The organism is Plantactinospora soyae (genome assembly GCF_014874095.1).
Classification (GTDB): domain Bacteria; phylum Actinomycetota; class Actinomycetes; order Mycobacteriales; family Micromonosporaceae; genus Plantactinospora; species Plantactinospora soyae.
Genome location: NZ_JADBEB010000001.1, coordinates 1736057 through 1751119, shown reverse-complemented (window position 1 = coordinate 1751119; position 15063 = coordinate 1736057). Strand labels below are relative to the sequence as shown.

Here is a 15063-nt window from a genome sequence, read left to right as displayed (position 1 = left end):
TCTGCTGGCCGGGTCGTCACTTTTTGTTAGCCTGACACCTCGGGCTCGCCACGCGGTCGCCACCTGGCACCCGAGCCCCCTGGAGGCGGGTTTAAAGATGCCGGCGATCGTGCTCATCGGGGCGCAGTGGGGCGACGAGGGCAAAGGCAAGGTTACCGACCTGCTGGGTGACCGGGTCGACTACGTCGTCCGGTACTCGGGTGGCAACAACGCCGGGCACACGGTGGTCACCCCGGACGGGCAGAAATACGCGCTGCACCTGATGCCGTCGGGGGCGCTGTCCCCGACCGCGGTGATCGTGATCGGCAACGGGGTGGTGGTCGACCCCAAGGTGCTGATCTCGGAAATCGACGGCCTGGCCGAACGGGGCGTCGACGTCTCCCGGCTGCGGATCTCCGGCGACGCACACCTGATCATGCCGCACCACCGGGCCCTGGACCGGGTGGTCGAGCGGTACCTCGGCTCGTCCCGGATCGGCACCACCGGCCGGGGCATCGGCCCGGCGTACGGCGACAAGGTCGCCCGGATGGGCATCCGGGTACAGGACCTGCTCGACCCGGGCATCCTGCGCAAGAAGCTCGAACTGGCGCTCCGCGAGAAGAACCAGATGCTGTTCAAGGTCTACAACCGCAAGGCGCTGGACGTCGACGCGGTGACCGAGGAGTACCTCGGCTACGCGGAGCGGCTGCGGCCGTACATCGCGGAGACCCGGGTGGTGCTCTGGGACGCGCTCGACCGTGGCGAGACGGTGCTGCTGGAGGGCGCCCAGGCGACCATGCTGGACATGGACCACGGCACGTACCCGTTCGTCACCTCCTCCAACCCGACCGTCGGGGGTGCCTGCGTCGGGGCCGGCATCCCGCCGATGTCGATCACCCAGGTGATCGGCGTGACGAAGGCGTACACCACCCGGGTCGGGTCGGGTCCGTTCCCCACCGAGCTGTTCGACGACAACGGCGCCCACCTGCGCAAGATCGGCGCCGAGTACGGCACCACCACCGGCCGGGAACGCCGGTGCGGCTGGTTCGACGCGGTGATCGGCCGGTACGCCGTCCGGCTCAACGGCATCACCGACCTGGTGGTCACGAAGCTCGACGTGCTCTCCGGCCTGGACAAGGTGCGGATCTGCGTCGGCTACGAGATCGACGGCGAGCGGTTCGACGACATGCCGATGACGCAGACCGCGATCCACCACGCGGTGCCGATCTACGAGGAGCTCGACGGCTGGGAGGAGGACATCTCCAAGGCGCGCTCCGAGGCGGAACTGCCGGAGAACGCCCGTCGCTATCTCGCCCGGCTCGAGGAGCTGTGCCGGTGCCGGATCAGCGTGGTCGGTGTCGGGCCAGGTCGTGAAGAGAACATCGTCCGGCACGAACTGATCCCCGCCCGGCCGTAGGACCCGAGCCGCCACGGCCGGAGTTCCACCGCCCGCGAGCCGGCCAGCCGGTCGGGTCGCGGGCGGGCGCGCCAGTCGACAGGCGGGTGGGGTCGTGGGTCGGCCTGCCGGTCGGGTCGTGGGTCGGCCTGCCGGTCGGGTCGCGGATCGGTCGACCCGTAGGATCGGTCGCTGTGCGCGTACTGATTCTCGGTGGCGGCGGGCGGGAGCATGCGCTCGCGCTCGGGCTGGCCGCCGATCCGGCCGTCGACCACCTGATCGCCGCACCGGGAAATCCGGGCATCGCGGCGGTCGCCGAGCTACGTCCGGTGGAGATCACCGATCCGGCGGCGGTCGCGGCGCTTGCCGTGGAGGTCCAGGCCGACCTGGTCGTCGTCGGTCCGGAGGCACCACTGGTCGCCGGGGTTGCCGACGCGGTACGGGCCAAGGGGATCGCCTGCTTCGGCCCGTCCGGGGCGGCGGCCCGGATCGAGGGCTCGAAGGCGTTCGCCAAGGACGTGATGAACGCGGCCGGCGTACCGACCGCCCGGGCCCGAGCGGTGGTCAATCCCGGCAGCGGGGTGGGGGCCGCCCTGGTGGCGCAGGCGCTCGACGAGTTCGGTGCCCCGTACGTGGTCAAGGACGACGGGCTCGCCGCCGGCAAGGGTGTGGTGGTCACCGACGACCGGTCGGCCGCACTCGACCACGCCGCGTCGTGCGACCGGGTCGTCGTCGAGGAGTACCTGGCCGGACCCGAGGTCTCGCTCTTCGTGGTCACCGACGGCGAGACCGCACTACCGCTGTTGCCGGCCCAGGACTTCAAGCGGATCGGCGACGGCGACACCGGCCCGAACACCGGCGGCATGGGGGCGTACGCGCCGCTGCCGTGGCTGCCCGAGGGCACCGTCGACGAGGTCATGGCGACGGTGGTGCATCCCACTCTCGCGGAACTGCGTGGTCGTGGTGCCCCGTTCAGCGGGCTGCTCTACGTCGGTCTCGCCATCACCCCGCAGGGCCCACGCGTGATCGAGTTCAACGCGCGGTTCGGCGATCCGGAGACGCAGGTCGTACTCGCGCTGCTGGAGACGCCGCTCGCCGGCCTGCTGCACGCGGCCGCGACCGGGACGCTGGCCGGGCATCCGCCGCTGCGCTGGCGGTCCGGCGCGGCGGTCACCGTGGTGGTCGCGTCGGCCGGCTATCCGGCGACCGCCCGCAGCGGGGACGTGATCACCGGCGCGGGACGTGCCGGGATCATCCACGCCGGAACGGCCCGCCGGGCCGCCGACGACGCGCTGGTCTCCGCCGGTGGCCGGGTCCTCTCGGGTACGGGCCTCGGCGCGGACCTGAGCACGGCCCGGGAGGCCGCGTACGCGCTGGTCGCCGGGATCGGCCTGGACGGTGCGCAGTACCGGCGCGACATCGCGGCGCTCGCCGCGTCCAACCGGCTCGACACGCCGCAACGGATCTAACCGACCGACGACCGAACCGACCAGGGCTGAACAGGTCGGCGGCTGAACCGACCGACGACTGAACATGTCGGCGACTGAACCGAGCCGGCGGACTCCGGCCGACGGCGAACCCGGGTCAGGCCCGGTGGTACCGGCGGAGTTCCCGGGTCAGCACCTTCCCGGTGGCGTTGCGCGGCAGGGCCGGTACGAAGATGACGTCCCGGGGGACCGAGAACCGGGCCCGGTAGCGGCGGACGTACTCCCGTACCGCCTCGGGATCGAGCACCTCGCCGGGAAGCAGCACCAGGTACGCCGCCAGCCGCTGCCCGTACGTCCGGTCCGGCACGCCGATCACCGCGACCTCGCGTACCTGGGGGAGTTCGGCCAGCAGGTTCTCCACCTCGGACGGGTGGACGTTCTCGCCGCCAGAAATGATCATGTCGTCGGCGCGCCCGTCGACGAAGAGCAGCCCGTCGGCGTCGAGGTGGCCGAGGTCACCGGTGTCCAACGGTTCCCCGCCACCGCTCCCGCTCCCGGTTCTGCTCCGGCTCCCGGTCCCGGTCCCGTCGACCGGCCTCTCGTCCGACTCCCGATGCCCGGCGTCCGACGTGTCGTCCGACTCCCGATGCCCGGCGTCCGATGCGTCGTCCGGGTCCCGCCGCCCGGCGTCCGATGTGTACCCCTCGAACAGCAACTCGTTGCCGACGAGGATCCGGCCGACCTGACCGGTCGGGGTGGGGTCGCCGTTCCGGTCGACGATCGCCAGTCGGGTCCCGTGTGGCGGGCGGCCCGCCGTGGTGGGTGCCTGGCGCAGCTCGGCAGGGGTGGCGATGGCGGCCCAGGAGACCTCGGTGGAGCCGTACAGGTTGTAGAGGATGTCGCCGTACCGGTCCATGAACCGGGTCGCCAGACCGCCGGGCAGGGCCGAACCGCTCACCGCGACGACCTCCAGCGGCGGTCGGGTGGCCGGCGGCGGCACCTCCAGCAGCCGCTGCACCATCACCGGTACGGCGAACAGCGCGGTGCACCGGTGCCTCTCGACCGCGTCCAGGGCGGCGGCCGGTTCGAACCTTCGGTGCAGTACGACGGTGCCCCGCAACGCGAAGGCCATCTGTAGCGCCGCGTACCCCCAGGTGTGGAAGAGCGGGGCCGCGATCATCATCCGGGTTCCGGCGTGCAGCGGAATCCGGTCGATGATGGCGACGAGCGGACCGAGCCCGTTCGGGGTCGGCCGTCGGGCTCCCTTCGGCGTACCGGTGGTACCGGAGGTGAGCACGATGGTCCGGCCGTCCCGCCCGGGTCGGCGCAGTGCGCCGAGGGGTGCGGCGGCGATCAGGTCCGCGCATCCGCGCTCGTCGAGCTGGTCCAGCTCCGGCGGCAGTCCGATCGTCCGGTCGACGAACTCGGCGTCGTACACCAGCAGCCGGATCCGCTGCTCCTGTACGACGTCCGCGAGCTGTGCCCCGGAGAGCCCGGTGTTGACCAGCACGATGTCGGCGCCGAGCAGTGGTCCGGCGACCGCGGTCTCGACCAGCCCGTGGTGGTTGCGGCAGAGCACCCCGATCCGGTCGCCCTCGCCGATGCCGTAGCGGGCCCGCAGTGACCGCGCCAGCCGCTCGGCCCGGTCCAACAGGTCCCGGTAGCTGATCTCACCGAGCTCCTCGTCGATCAACGCGATCCGGTCCGGTTCCCGGGCGGCCGCCTGACGCAGCTCCCCGGCCAGGCTGAACCCCCAGTTCCGGAGCGCGCCGAGCTGAGCCGCCACCCGCCTCGGCGAGCCGGGCTTGAGCAACCCGCGCCGAGTCAGCGTGCCGACAAGAAAAGGAAGGGCGAAGTGCAAGGAAGGGCCCCCTACTATCGTTTTCTGTATAGGAAGGGGCCCTTCCTAACGGGGTCAGCGGATCTGCCGGCCGGAGATGGCGCGGGCGATGACCAGGCGCTGGATCTCGGAGGTTCCCTCGAAGATCGTGTAGATCTTGGCGTCCCGGTACCAGCGTTCGACCGGATGGTCGCGCAGGAAGCCGGCACCGCCGAGGATCTGCACCGCCTTCTCGGTCACCGACACCGCCACCTCGCCGGCCTTGAGCTTGGACATAGATCCCTCGCCAGCGGTGAACGGGCGGTTGTTCCGGCCCATCCAGGCCGCCCGCCAGACCAGCAGCCGGGCGGCGTCGATCTCCATCCGCATGTCCGCGAGTTGGAACGCGATCGCCTGGTTCTCGATGATCGGCCGGCCGAACTGGACCCGCTCCTGGGCGTACGCCAGGGCGTACTCGTACGCCGCCCGGGCCACCCCGATCGCCTGGGCCCCGACGGTGGGCCGGGTCAACTCGAACGTACGCATCGCCGCCTGGCTCTTTCCACGCTGGCCGGAGCGGGCCCGGTCGAGCCGTTCGAGCAGTGCCTCGCGTCCGCCCAGCAGGCAGCGGCCGGGGACCCGTACCTCGTCGAGGAAGACGTCGGCGGTGTGCGAGGCGCGCAGGCCCAGCTTCTTGAGCTTCTTCGTCGCGGCCAGCCCCGGGGTGCCGGGCGGCACCACGAAGGCGGCCTGCCCGCGAGAGCCGAGCGATGGCTCCACTGAGGCGGTCACCACGTGCACGGCGGCGATTCCGCCGTTGGTGGCGTACGCCTTCTGCCCGTTGAGCACCCACTCGTCGGTGGCTTCGTCGTACCGGGCCCGGGTGCGCATGGCGGCGACGTCGGAACCGGCCTCCGGCTCGGTGCTGCAGAACGCCCCGACCGCCGGTTCGTCGACGCTGCCGTAGCACTGCGGCACCCACTCGACGAGCTGGTCCGGGGTGCCGGTGCCGTAGATGGCGGCCACGGCGAGCGTGGTGCCGAAGATCGACAGCCCGATGCCGGAGTCGCCCCAGAAGAGTTCCTCGCTGGCGATCGGCAGCGAGAGGCCGCTCGGGTCGGCCCAGCAGGTGGCGATGAACTCGAAGCCGTACAGCCCGACCTTCGCCGCCTCCTGGATCACCGGCCAGGGGGTCTCCTCGCGGGCGTCCCACTCGGCGGCGGCCGGGCGTACGACGTCGGCGGCGAAGCCGTGCACCCAGTCGCGCAGGTCCCGTTGCTCCTCGTTCAGGTCGAGCGAGAACTCGGTCACGCCGTCCCCTTTCCGCACGTCGTCATATTCCGGGGCCCGGCCATGGCCGGTGCCGGGATCGGTCACCTCAGCTGATCGGCCGGACCAGGCCTTCTTCGCACCGCCCAGTCGGGCCTGCTGTCGGCTGTCGCCGGTCGGGCTGCCTGCCGAACCGCCCGGTCAGGCCTTCGGGATGTCGAACAGGTTGGCGATGTTGGCCGCCAGTCCGAGGTCGCCCTTTGCCTTCAGCTTGCCGGTCATGAACATCATGACCGGGTTGGCGCCACCAGAGACGATCTTCAGGAACTCGACGGGTCCCATCGTGAGGGTCAGCTTGGGGTCCCGCTGCGGGGTCTCCGAGACCGTGCAGGTCGCGTCCTCGATGACGATCTCGTAGGTGTCCGCGCCACCGTCCGGCCGGCCCGTGATGGTCCAGTGGATGACCGTGTTGGTCGAGCCCGCCCGGTCGGCCCGGAACAGCGACGGCATCCGACCGAACACCGCCTTGAGTACGGTGTCGCGCAGGTCGCTCTGCATCACCTCGGTCAGCTTGTCGTCCGGAGTGGACTTGACGAGCTGGGCGAACTGCTTGGGATCGACCGAGGTGAAGGTCGCCGGATCGAAGTCAGTCATGGAAATGGACCTTCCGGGCTGAGTCATGGTTACTGATGCGTAACCTTACGTACGAGTAGGTAAGGTCGCAAGGTGTCCACGCCCACCTTCAAGCGGCTGCCCCGAGCCGTACGCGAGCAGCAGATGCTCGACGCCGCCGTCAAGGTGTTCTCCCGGCGCGGCTTCCACGCGGCGAGCATGGACGAGATCGCCGACGAGGCCGGGATCTCCAAACCCATGGTCTACGCCTACCTGGGCTCCAAGGAGGAGCTTTTCACAGCTTGCCTGCATCAGGAGGGAACCCGGCTGATGGAGGCGATCGTCGGTGCGGTCGTACCCGACCTGCCGTTCGACGAGCAGTTGTGGCGGGGACTGCGGGCGTTCTTCCGGTTCGTCGGGGCGCACCGGGACGGCTGGGCGGTGCTCTACCGGCAGGCGCGCGGGGAGCGCCCGTTCGCGGACGATCTGGCCGCGATGCGCAGCCGGATCATCGAGGTGGTCGCCGGGATGCTCGACCGGGGCCTGGTCGCGCAGGGGCGCGAGGTCCGCGCGGCTGAACTCGAAGTCATGGCGTACGCCCTGGTCGGCGCCGCGGAGTCGCTGGCCGACTGGCTCGCGGACCACCCGGACGCCGACCCGGACGGGATGGCCACCCGGATGATGAACTTCGGCTGGACCGGCGCCGGCAGCATGCTCGCCGGGCACCAGTGGCGGCCACCGCCCGCTGCCGACTGACCGGCCTCACCGCAACCCGACGTCGCTCACTCGAACCGTACGTCGTCGAGGTCGATGGAGACGGTCATGAGGTCCTTCAGCACGGCGCCGTCCTCGCCGAGCAGATAGACCCGCCGCCTGGTCGGCACCATGATTCCGTCGAACTTCTGGTGCTGGAAGGAGTAGTGCGCCGCCGGGCCGGTGTCGGACCCGATGACCTCGGCGACGTAGTCATGTCGCCGGATCAGCCCGTCGGCGTCGATGTAGTAGACGTTCTCCCGGCGGTGCGTCGCGATGTGCTCGGGGAAGATCACCCGCAACCGGCGCCAGGTCTCGCCCTCCTCCTGCCAGGGCGTCAGCTCCTCCGTCTGGAACCCCGGGTCCGCGAACGAGAACGGCTCGGTCAGGTACGTCCACATGGCGTATCCGCCGAAGTAGGCCAGGTGCAGCCGGTCCCACGGCGTGTCGAGGCTGTGCCCGGTGAAGGCGGCGCGGGGATCCTGGCGCTCCTCGACCACTTCGCCCGCATCGGTCTCGATCGCGACCCGGTCCGCGGTGAAGGCGGTGCGCAGCCCCGGCCCGCCGAACGGGAAGTGGCTGGTGAACTGCTGGTGGAGGTCGACCCGGACGTTGATGTCAGCCATCGCGCCGTCCTGGCGCTTGATCGCCCAGAGTCCGCCACCGACGGTCAGGTGCGTCCGGAGGGAGGTGAGTTGGTTCCACCGCTCCAGGCCACCGTGCGCGGCGATGGTGAAGTCTCGTAGCTCGGTCATCTCGGGGTTCTCACCATTCGTGTCGGGGCTGACCGGTTCGGTACGCCGCTCTGATTACGTAATAGGCAAAAATGTTTTGCCGATTACGACGCTAGCATGCCATGTGCCAGGTCGGTAATGGGCTTAGTCAAGACGACCATGTCGACGTACTATGGCCGGATGGTGACCGGCGCGACTCGAACCGATCGGGAGATGGCCGTCCCGGCCGCTGCTGTGGCGGTCGTGGACCTGTTGAACTCGCGTCCCTACGCCAATATGCCGGACAAGCTCGACGACCCCGAGCGGGTGGCGCAGGTCCTGCGTCCCTTCGGGCAGGAGGACGGCGTCCCCTCGGCGCAGCGGCTCGACCTGGTCCGGGCCGTCCGATCCGATCTTCTGGCCCTGGTCGACGCGGCCGATCCCGCCGACGCTGCCGGCGGCTGGGCCGCATTCTCCGGACGCGTCTCGGCCGTGACGTTCCAGCAGGATTTCTCCGTGCCCGGACAGGTGGAGTTGCGCCAGGTCGCCGGAGATCCGGTGGTCGGCCGAATCACCCAGGACGTTGCCGCGCTCGTCGGCGCCGGTGACTGGTCCCGATTGCGCCTCTGCGCCAACGACGTGTGCCGCGAGGTGTTCTACGACACCACGCGCAACCGCAGCCGCCGCTGGCACTCGTACGAGTACTGCGGCAACCGGACCAACGTAGCCGCCTACCGGGCCCGGGTCGCCGGCTCCGGCTCGACGTCGGTCCGCCAGGGCTGATCCACACCGGGCCGACTGGCCCGATCCGCCGGGCGATCTGCCTCGCTGCTTCCCCTTCCCTCCCCTTCCTCGCCGCTTCCCGAATCACCACTTGACGCGGCCGGCTGAGGGTGTCAGTGTCATCTGACAGGGGGTGTCAGTCTTCTCTGACACCCGGGAAGGGAACCGGAAGCATGGACCACGCTCCGCACTCGGTGGAGGAACTGCTGCGGGTGCTCACCGCGTTGGCGAGTCCCCACCGGCTGCGGATCATCGCCGCACTCGCCGAGGGCCGCACCTACGTCAGCCAGCTGGCTCGACAGCTGGAGATGAACCGGCCGCTGCTCTACATGCACCTACAGCGGCTGGAGGCCGCCGGTCTGGTCGTCGGAACCCTCGAAACGGCCCGGGACGGCAGTTCGGTGAAGTACTTCGAGGTCGTGCCGTTCGCGGTGGGGCTCACCCCGGAGGTGATCACCGAGGCGGTGCGTTCACCGGAGGCTCAGGACCCGCCGGCCGGCGGACCAGTAACGCACGGACCAGCAACAGCCGGAACAGGAACAGGAACAGAGCGACCAGCAACAGACGGACCGGGCGCGGACGACCCGGGAACGGGCAGCTCGGGAGAGGACAGACGCCAGTGAGCAGAGTATTGGCCGCCGACCTGGACATCGCACAGACGACGATGATCGCCTCGGCGGGGTTGGTGATCGTGCTCGCCGCCATCGTCGGCTACGTGGCCCTGGGTATCTACCGGGCCCGACAGACATCGGCCGACGCGGAGCAGTACCGCGCGTTGGCCGAGCGCACCGCCGACGCCGAGGAGCGGACCGCGGAGGCCGTGTCGGCCACCACGGTGGAACTTCAGGGCATGCGCTCGGAACTGCGGGCCACCCGTGACGAACTCGTCGAGGTCCGGCAGCGCCTGGCCGAACTGGAGCGGTTGTTGAGCCAGATCGGCTGACTACCCGACCAGAGCCGAGCCAGATCGGCTGACCCGACCCGACCCGAGCCGGATCGGCTCGACCGTCCGAGGGACCGGGCGGGGGACCCCTAGCGGAGGATTGCGATGAGGATCGACATCCGGCGTGTGGTACTGGCGGTTGCGGCGATGGTCGCGGCGCTGCCCATCGCCGTGGCCACCCCGGCCGGGCCCGCCTCGGGCGAGCCGGCCGGCGACGACTTCACCCGGGTCGAGGCGTACCTGCGGCAGCACATGACCGACACCCGGACACCGGGTCTGGCGTACGCGGTGGTCCGGGGTGACCAGGTCGTCGGCCAGGGCGCGTGGGGAGTCGACGGCGACGGTGCGCCGGTGACCGCGCAGACGCCGTTCGTGCTGGGCTCGGTGACCAAGTCGTTCACCGCCCTGGCGGTGATGCAACTCGTCGAGGCCGGTCGGATCGGGCTCGACATCCCGGTCCGCCGGTACGTGCCGTGGCTCCGGCTCGCCGACGAGTCGGTCGCGGCCCGGATCACCGTACGGGAGCTGCTGACCCACACCACCGGGCTGCCGCAGGTCGTGGCGATGGGCCTGACCGACCGGTACGACAACACGCCCGGCGCCCTGGCCCGGTCGGTGCGGGACCTGGCCACGGTCTCGCCGACGGTGTCTCCCGGCGGGGAGTACCAGTACAGCGACGCCAACTACATGATCCTCGGGGTACTCGTCGAGACGGTGACCGGGGAGACCTACGGCGGGTACCTGCGTCGGTCCGTGCTGGATCCGCTCGGTATGACCCGCTCCGCCGCCACCGACGTCGAGGCACGGGCCATCGGTGGGATACCCGCCGGCCACCGCTACTACTTCGGCCGTCCGCAACGCTTCGACCCGCCCTTCGACACCTCCGGAGTGTCGTACGGCTTCCTCGGGGCGAGCCTGACGGACATGACGCACTACGCCATCGCCCAACTGAACGACGGCCGGTACGCCGACGCCGCGCTCCTCTCCGGCCAGGGCGTCGCCCAACTGCACGCCGGTGTGGTCGCGACCGAGGGCGGTGGCCGGTACGGGATGGGCTGGCGGGAGAGCACTCTCGACGGGACCGGTGACCGGATCGTCTGGCATGCCGGGGCGACCGCCAACTTCTTCTGCAACGTGGTGCTCGTACCCGGGTCGGACCTGGCCGTGATCGTCCTGTCCAACATCTACAGTCTGGCGATGGACTGGCCGTTGGCCTCGGCGGCGTTCAACGTCGCCCGGATCGTCCGGGGTGGCGCCGTCGAGGCGGGTTCCGCCGATCCGGTCTTCGGCTGGGCGCTGGCCGGCCTGCTCGCGGTCGCCGGGGTGCTGCTCGTGCTGCTGGTCTGGATGTCGGTGCGGGCGATCCGCCGGCGCCGACGTCCGGTGGGGGCTCCGCCGTCGCGCCGCCGGATCGTCGTCGGCACCCTGGGCTGGGTGCTCGGCTGCGTCGGGCTGGCGGCCGGGGTGCTGTACGGGGTCCCGACGTTCTGGGACGGTGCCGGTCTGGCGCAGGTGCTGCTCTTCGCGCCGGACATCGGGCACATGATCATCGTGGTCGCGGTGCTGGCCGGCACCCTCGCGCTGCTCCGTCTCGGTCTCGCCGGGTACGCCCTGTCGGGCAAGGTGGAGCGGGTGCCCCGGTCCGTTGGACCGGAGCACCCGCTGGCGTCGACCGCCGGGTGAGGCGGATCAGGTGTGCTGTGCGCCGAGTCGGCCGACGCCCGCACCCACGATCAGATCCGACCGGTGCCGGCACCGCCGGTGACGATCGACTTCACGTTGGCGGCGGGGTCGACGCTGACGCTGTACGGCAGGCCCGCGACGCTGCCGCCGGTCTGGCCGCTACCGGAGCTCACGAAGTGGTTGTTCCGGGCGACCAGGGTGCCGGGGCCGGAGTCGGCCTCGCCCAGGTGGTACGGGTCGTCGGTGTTCTCGAAGTAGTTGCCCTCGACGAGCACACCGGCGCCCTCGGTGGAGGCGACGCCGTAGCCACCAACGCTGTTGTAGTAGTTGTTGAAGACGTGCACCGGGTTACCGAACCGGACCCGGGGGTGCCGCTGCTCGGAACCGTCGAACCAGTTGTGGTGGTACGTCACGCGCAGCTTGCCGCGGTCCTCGCCACCGTTGTCGTCGGAGTGACCGAGCAGGAACGACTTGTCGTGGCCGAAGACCCGGTTCCAGGAGACGGTGGCGCAGTCCGAGGCCCGCTTGATGTCAACCGCGCCGTCGTTGCCGTTGGTGAAGCTGTTGTGGTCGATCCAGACCCGGGTCGAGTACTGCACGTTGATCGCGTCGTCGCTCCAGTTCCGGAAGTTGATGTTCCGGATGATGACGTTGCTGACGCTGGCGACGTTGAGCCCGCCGCCGGTGATGGCCGCGCCGCTGCCCACACCGATGATGGTCTTGTTGGCGGCGACCTTCTGCATGCCGCTGATCGACAGGCTGCCGGAGAACCGGATCACGCGTGCGCCGCTGGCCTGCATTTCGCTGACCAGTTGGCTGCCGCTGGTGACGGTCACCGGGGAGGCGCTGCCGCCGCCGCTGGTGCCGCCGCACTGGGTCGCCCAACCCTGCATGTTGAACGAGGCGGCCGACGCGCTTGGCATCGCGGCCAGCGAGGTGGCCGCGAGTACGGCGGCGGTGGCCGCGGCGAGCATCGGCACCCGGGTGAGCCGCCGGGTGCGATCGGACTTGGTGGTTCTGGTGCTGGTCACAGCTACCTCCGAGTGGAAGTGGTCCACCCCGGCAGCCGGGTCGCGGGTGGGACGCGGAAGCCGCCAGCGGTAGGTGGACGGGTGCGGCCGGGGGGTCCGGCGCACCGGGACGGGGGACCTGGAAAGCGCTTTCCAGGTCATAACGAAGACTATCGATGCGCCTTCGCCCCTGTCAACGGTAAATTTCGATGTTTGGTCCGGGCTGTCGGCTTAGCCCTAGATCGACGCCACCCCGCCGACCAGGTAGGGCCGGCCGCGCCCGGGGTCGTGCAGGGCGAAGGTCCAGGCCGGGGCGGCGTGGAACGCGACCGTGCCGGGCAGTGGCAGCGGCAGCTTGAACGCCACCTCCACCTCGTACGCGTCCGGTAGTCGGCCCTCCAGCGCGGCCAGGCAGCGGGCCTTGCTCCACATGCCGTGCGCGATCGGCCCCGGGAAGCCGAACAGCCGGGCGGCGATCCGCGAGGTGTGGATCGGATTGCGGTCCCCGGACACCCGGGCGTAGTCCCGGCCCACCCGGGACGGCACCCGCCACAGCGCGCTCGGGACCGGCGGCGTCCGCTGCTCCCCGGCCTCGCGCCGGCCATCCGCCGCCGCACCGTGCTCCGGCCGGGCGCTCTCCGTCCCGCCGCGCTCCCGCCGCAGGTACGTCGACACGCCGCGCCAGACCACCTCGGTGCCGACCGAGGCGGTGCACAGTACGTCGAACTGCCGCCCCCGGTCGTGCGGACGCAGGTCGACGGCGCGTACCGACAGGTCCAGCGGCTCGGCCGCGTCGATCCGGCGGTGCACGGTGATCCGGTTCGCCACGTGCACCAGACCGACCAGCGGCAGCGGGAACTCCGGCGCGCTCATCAGGCGCAACGCCAGGGGAAAGGCCAGCACGTGCGGGTACGTCGGCGGCAGCGCGTCGGCGAGCCGGAACCCGCACACCTGGTCGTACCCGGTCAGGTGGTCGCGGTCGACGGTGACCCCCCGGACCACCAGCTCCTGGTCGGGCAGCCGGTCGCCCCGCCGGGCCGGTCCGAAGCCCGGGGCGAGCCCGATGGCCGCCCGGCGGTAGAGCGGCCCGGCGGCCGGAATCCTCGACAGCTCGATCTCGGCGTCGGTCATCAGGCCTCCACTCGATCGGTCATTACGCGGCCTCCGGTCGGTTGTCAGGCCCCGAGCACGTTCTGGCCGCAGACCCGGACCACGTTGCCGGTGATCCCGGCGGATCCCGGCGAGGCGAACCAGGCGATGGTCTGCGCCACGTCGACCGGCAGGCCACCCTGGGCCAGGCTGTTCATCCGCCGACCGACCTCGCGGAGCACCAGCGGGATCCTGGCCGTCAGTCGGGTCTCGATGAAGCCCGGGGCGACGGCGTTGATCGTGATTCCCCGCTGGGCGAGCAGTGGTGCCATCGAGTGCACCAGTCCGATCACCCCGGCCTTCGAGGTGGCGTAGTTGGTCTGTCCCCGGTTGCCGGCGATCCCGGCGATCGAGGAGACCCCGATCAGCCGGCCGCCGTGCGGGATCAACCCCCGGTCCAGCAGTACCTCGTTGATCCGCTCCTGGCTGGACAGGTTGACCTCCAGGACCTGGTCCCACCAGTCCGGGTTCATCCGGCCGAGGGTCTTGTCCCGGGTGATTCCGGCGTTGTGCACGACGATGTCCACCCGATCGTGCCGGTCGGCCAGGTGCTCGGCCAGCCGTACGGGTGCGTCCTGGGCGGTCAGGTCGAGCTGTACCGCCGTACCGCCGACGCCGTTGGCGACCTCGGCGAGCGCGTCCCCGGCGGCCGGTACGTCGAGCGCCACGACCTGGGCACCGTCGGCGGCCAGCACCTCGGCGACCTGCGCGCCGATGCCCCGGGCCGCCCCGGTGACCAGGGCGATCCGGCCATCCAGCGGGCGCGCCCAGTCGACCTCGGGTACGTCGGCCGGGGTGATCCGGACGACCTGCCCGGAGACGTACGCCGAGCGGCCGGAGAGGAGGAAACGCAGCGTCGACTCGACGGCCCGTTCGGCACTGGGGGCGACGTAGACGAGCTGGGCGGTGGTGCCCCGGCCGAACTCCTTGCCGATGCTGCGGATCAGACCCTCCAACGCGCGCTGCGCGGTGGCCTCCCGATGGCTGGCGCAGGACTCCGGCGGGGTGCCGAACACGATCACCCGGCCGGACGGGTGCAGCGCCCGGGCCAGCGGATGGAAGAAGTCGAAGAGGGCGCGCAGCCCGGTCGACTCGGTGATCCCGGTGGCGTCGTAGAGCAGGGCACCGTGCGGAGCCGGCCGGGCACCGGTCGCCTCGCCGTGCGCGGACACCCCGAGGCCGGTGGCGACGTCGGCACCGCCGGTCAGCTCGGCACCGCCGGACATCGGGGCTCCGCCGGGCACCGGGGCTCCGCTGGTCATCTGGGCTTCGGTGGACAGTTCGATCCCGGCCGTGGCGAGCAGTGTCGCCAGGGGTTCGCGCAGCCGGCCACCGGGGGCGGCGTCCAGCCGGACCGGGCCGTGGATCAGCGGGTCACCGGGACGGTACCGGCGCAGGCGGGGCGGGTCGGGCAGGCCGAGGCGCCTGACCAGCGCCCGACCGGCTCCGGTGTGGGCGAAGCTCGCGTACCTGTCACTCATGGGCGTAGCCTACTCGCGAGTAAGGTTGTGACAACCCTGCGTTCCG

Annotated in this window: 13 protein-coding genes and 1 pseudogene; 7 read left to right on the top strand and 7 right to left on the bottom strand. The window is 70.9% G+C overall.

Features of this window, described 5'->3' with window-relative positions:
• Positions 1 to 97 precede the first annotated feature (97 nt).
• The gene (locus tag H4W31_RS07775) at positions 98 to 1396 is read left to right on the top strand and encodes an adenylosuccinate synthase (protein WP_192766039.1); all 1299 of its coding nucleotides are present in this window, start codon (positions 98 to 100) and stop codon (positions 1394 to 1396) included.
• 173 nt (positions 1397 to 1569) lie between these two features.
• The gene (gene purD, locus H4W31_RS07770) at positions 1570 to 2844 is read left to right on the top strand and encodes a phosphoribosylamine--glycine ligase (protein WP_192766038.1); all 1275 of its coding nucleotides are present in this window, start codon (positions 1570 to 1572) and stop codon (positions 2842 to 2844) included.
• A 115-nt stretch (positions 2845 to 2959) separates the two neighbouring features.
• Here purD and H4W31_RS07765 read toward each other — a convergent pair whose 3' ends face one another.
• The 3 genes from H4W31_RS07765 to H4W31_RS07755 all read right to left on the bottom strand — a co-directional run bounded on the left by H4W31_RS07765 (position 2960) and on the right by H4W31_RS07755 (position 6544).
• Positions 2960 to 4663 carry an AMP-binding protein gene (locus H4W31_RS07765; RefSeq protein ID WP_225945430.1) on the bottom strand — a complete coding sequence of 568 codons (1704 nt, stop codon included), beginning with the start codon at positions 4661 to 4663 and terminating at the stop codon, positions 2960 to 2962.
• A gap of 54 nt (positions 4664 to 4717) precedes the next feature.
• Positions 4718 to 5932, bottom strand: a complete 1215-nt coding sequence (locus H4W31_RS07760) for an acyl-CoA dehydrogenase family protein (protein WP_192766037.1) — start codon at positions 5930 to 5932, stop codon at positions 4718 to 4720.
• Between the two features lie 159 nt (positions 5933 to 6091).
• Entirely contained in the window at positions 6092 to 6544 is a 453-nt protein-coding gene (locus tag H4W31_RS07755) for an SCP2 sterol-binding domain-containing protein (protein WP_192766036.1), read from the bottom strand.
• 123 nt (positions 6545 to 6667) lie between these two features.
• Here H4W31_RS07755 and H4W31_RS07750 point away from each other — a divergent pair, with 123 nt between their 5' ends.
• A complete protein-coding gene (locus tag H4W31_RS07750) occupies positions 6668 to 7258 on the top strand; it encodes a TetR/AcrR family transcriptional regulator (protein WP_192771917.1) in 591 nt (196 codons plus the stop codon).
• 26 nt (positions 7259 to 7284) lie between these two features.
• On the opposite strand, the gene H4W31_RS07745 is transcribed toward H4W31_RS07750, so the two are convergent.
• Entirely contained in the window at positions 7285 to 8010 is a 726-nt protein-coding gene (locus tag H4W31_RS07745) for a hypothetical protein (protein ID WP_192766035.1), read from the bottom strand.
• A 159-nt stretch (positions 8011 to 8169) separates the two neighbouring features.
• Between H4W31_RS07745 and H4W31_RS07740 the strand changes: the two genes are divergently transcribed.
• From H4W31_RS07740 to H4W31_RS07725, 4 genes and pseudogenes are all read left to right on the top strand, one after another.
• Positions 8170 to 8751 carry a CGNR zinc finger domain-containing protein gene (locus tag H4W31_RS07740; RefSeq protein ID WP_192766034.1) on the top strand — a complete coding sequence of 194 codons (582 nt, stop codon included), beginning with the start codon at positions 8170 to 8172 and terminating at the stop codon, positions 8749 to 8751.
• A 173-nt stretch (positions 8752 to 8924) separates the two neighbouring features.
• A pseudogene (locus tag H4W31_RS07735) lies at positions 8925 to 9251 on the top strand (ArsR/SmtB family transcription factor); the annotation flags it as partial.
• Between the two features lie 119 nt (positions 9252 to 9370).
• A complete protein-coding gene (locus tag H4W31_RS07730; RefSeq protein ID WP_192766032.1) occupies positions 9371 to 9694 on the top strand; it encodes a hypothetical protein in 324 nt (107 codons plus the stop codon).
• A gap of 105 nt (positions 9695 to 9799) precedes the next feature.
• Positions 9800 to 11377, top strand: a complete 1578-nt coding sequence (locus tag H4W31_RS07725) for a serine hydrolase domain-containing protein (protein ID WP_192766031.1) — start codon at positions 9800 to 9802, stop codon at positions 11375 to 11377.
• 50 nt (positions 11378 to 11427) lie between these two features.
• Here the strand turns inward: H4W31_RS07725 and H4W31_RS07720 are convergent, their stop codons facing one another.
• From H4W31_RS07720 to H4W31_RS07710, 3 genes are all read right to left on the bottom strand, one after another.
• Positions 11428 to 12351, bottom strand: coding sequence for a pectate lyase family protein (locus tag H4W31_RS07720; protein ID WP_192771916.1), 924 nt, complete (start codon positions 12349 to 12351; stop codon positions 11428 to 11430).
• A 273-nt stretch (positions 12352 to 12624) separates the two neighbouring features.
• Positions 12625 to 13518, bottom strand: a complete 894-nt coding sequence (locus tag H4W31_RS07715) for a MaoC/PaaZ C-terminal domain-containing protein (protein WP_192766030.1) — start codon at positions 13516 to 13518, stop codon at positions 12625 to 12627.
• A 44-nt stretch (positions 13519 to 13562) separates the two neighbouring features.
• The gene (locus tag H4W31_RS07710) at positions 13563 to 15017 is read right to left on the bottom strand and encodes a 3-oxoacyl-ACP reductase (RefSeq protein ID WP_192766029.1); all 1455 of its coding nucleotides are present in this window, start codon (positions 15015 to 15017) and stop codon (positions 13563 to 13565) included.
• Positions 15018 to 15063 lie beyond the last annotated feature (46 nt).

What these genes read in the sequence shown, in the direction of transcription:
- H4W31_RS07775 (WP_192766039.1), top strand. Translation starts at nt 98, where the DNA reads ATGCCGGCGATCGTGCTCATCGGGGCGCAGTGGGGCGACGAGGGCAAA.
- H4W31_RS07755 (WP_192766036.1), bottom strand. Translation starts at nt 6,544, where the DNA reads ATGACTGACTTCGATCCGGCGACCTTCACCTCGGTCGATCCCAAGCAG.
- H4W31_RS07750 (WP_192771917.1), top strand. Translation starts at nt 6,668, where the DNA reads ATGCTCGACGCCGCCGTCAAGGTGTTCTCCCGGCGCGGCTTCCACGCG.
- H4W31_RS07745 (WP_192766035.1), bottom strand. Translation starts at nt 8,010, where the DNA reads ATGACCGAGCTACGAGACTTCACCATCGCCGCGCACGGTGGCCTGGAG.
- H4W31_RS07740 (WP_192766034.1), top strand. Translation starts at nt 8,170, where the DNA reads ATGGTGACCGGCGCGACTCGAACCGATCGGGAGATGGCCGTCCCGGCC.
- H4W31_RS07725 (WP_192766031.1), top strand. Translation starts at nt 9,800, where the DNA reads ATGAGGATCGACATCCGGCGTGTGGTACTGGCGGTTGCGGCGATGGTC.
- H4W31_RS07720 (WP_192771916.1), bottom strand. Translation starts at nt 12,351, where the DNA reads ATGCTCGCCGCGGCCACCGCCGCCGTACTCGCGGCCACCTCGCTGGCC.
- H4W31_RS07715 (WP_192766030.1), bottom strand. Translation starts at nt 13,518, where the DNA reads ATGACCGACGCCGAGATCGAGCTGTCGAGGATTCCGGCCGCCGGGCCG.
- H4W31_RS07710 (WP_192766029.1), bottom strand. Translation starts at nt 15,017, where the DNA reads ATGAGTGACAGGTACGCGAGCTTCGCCCACACCGGAGCCGGTCGGGCG.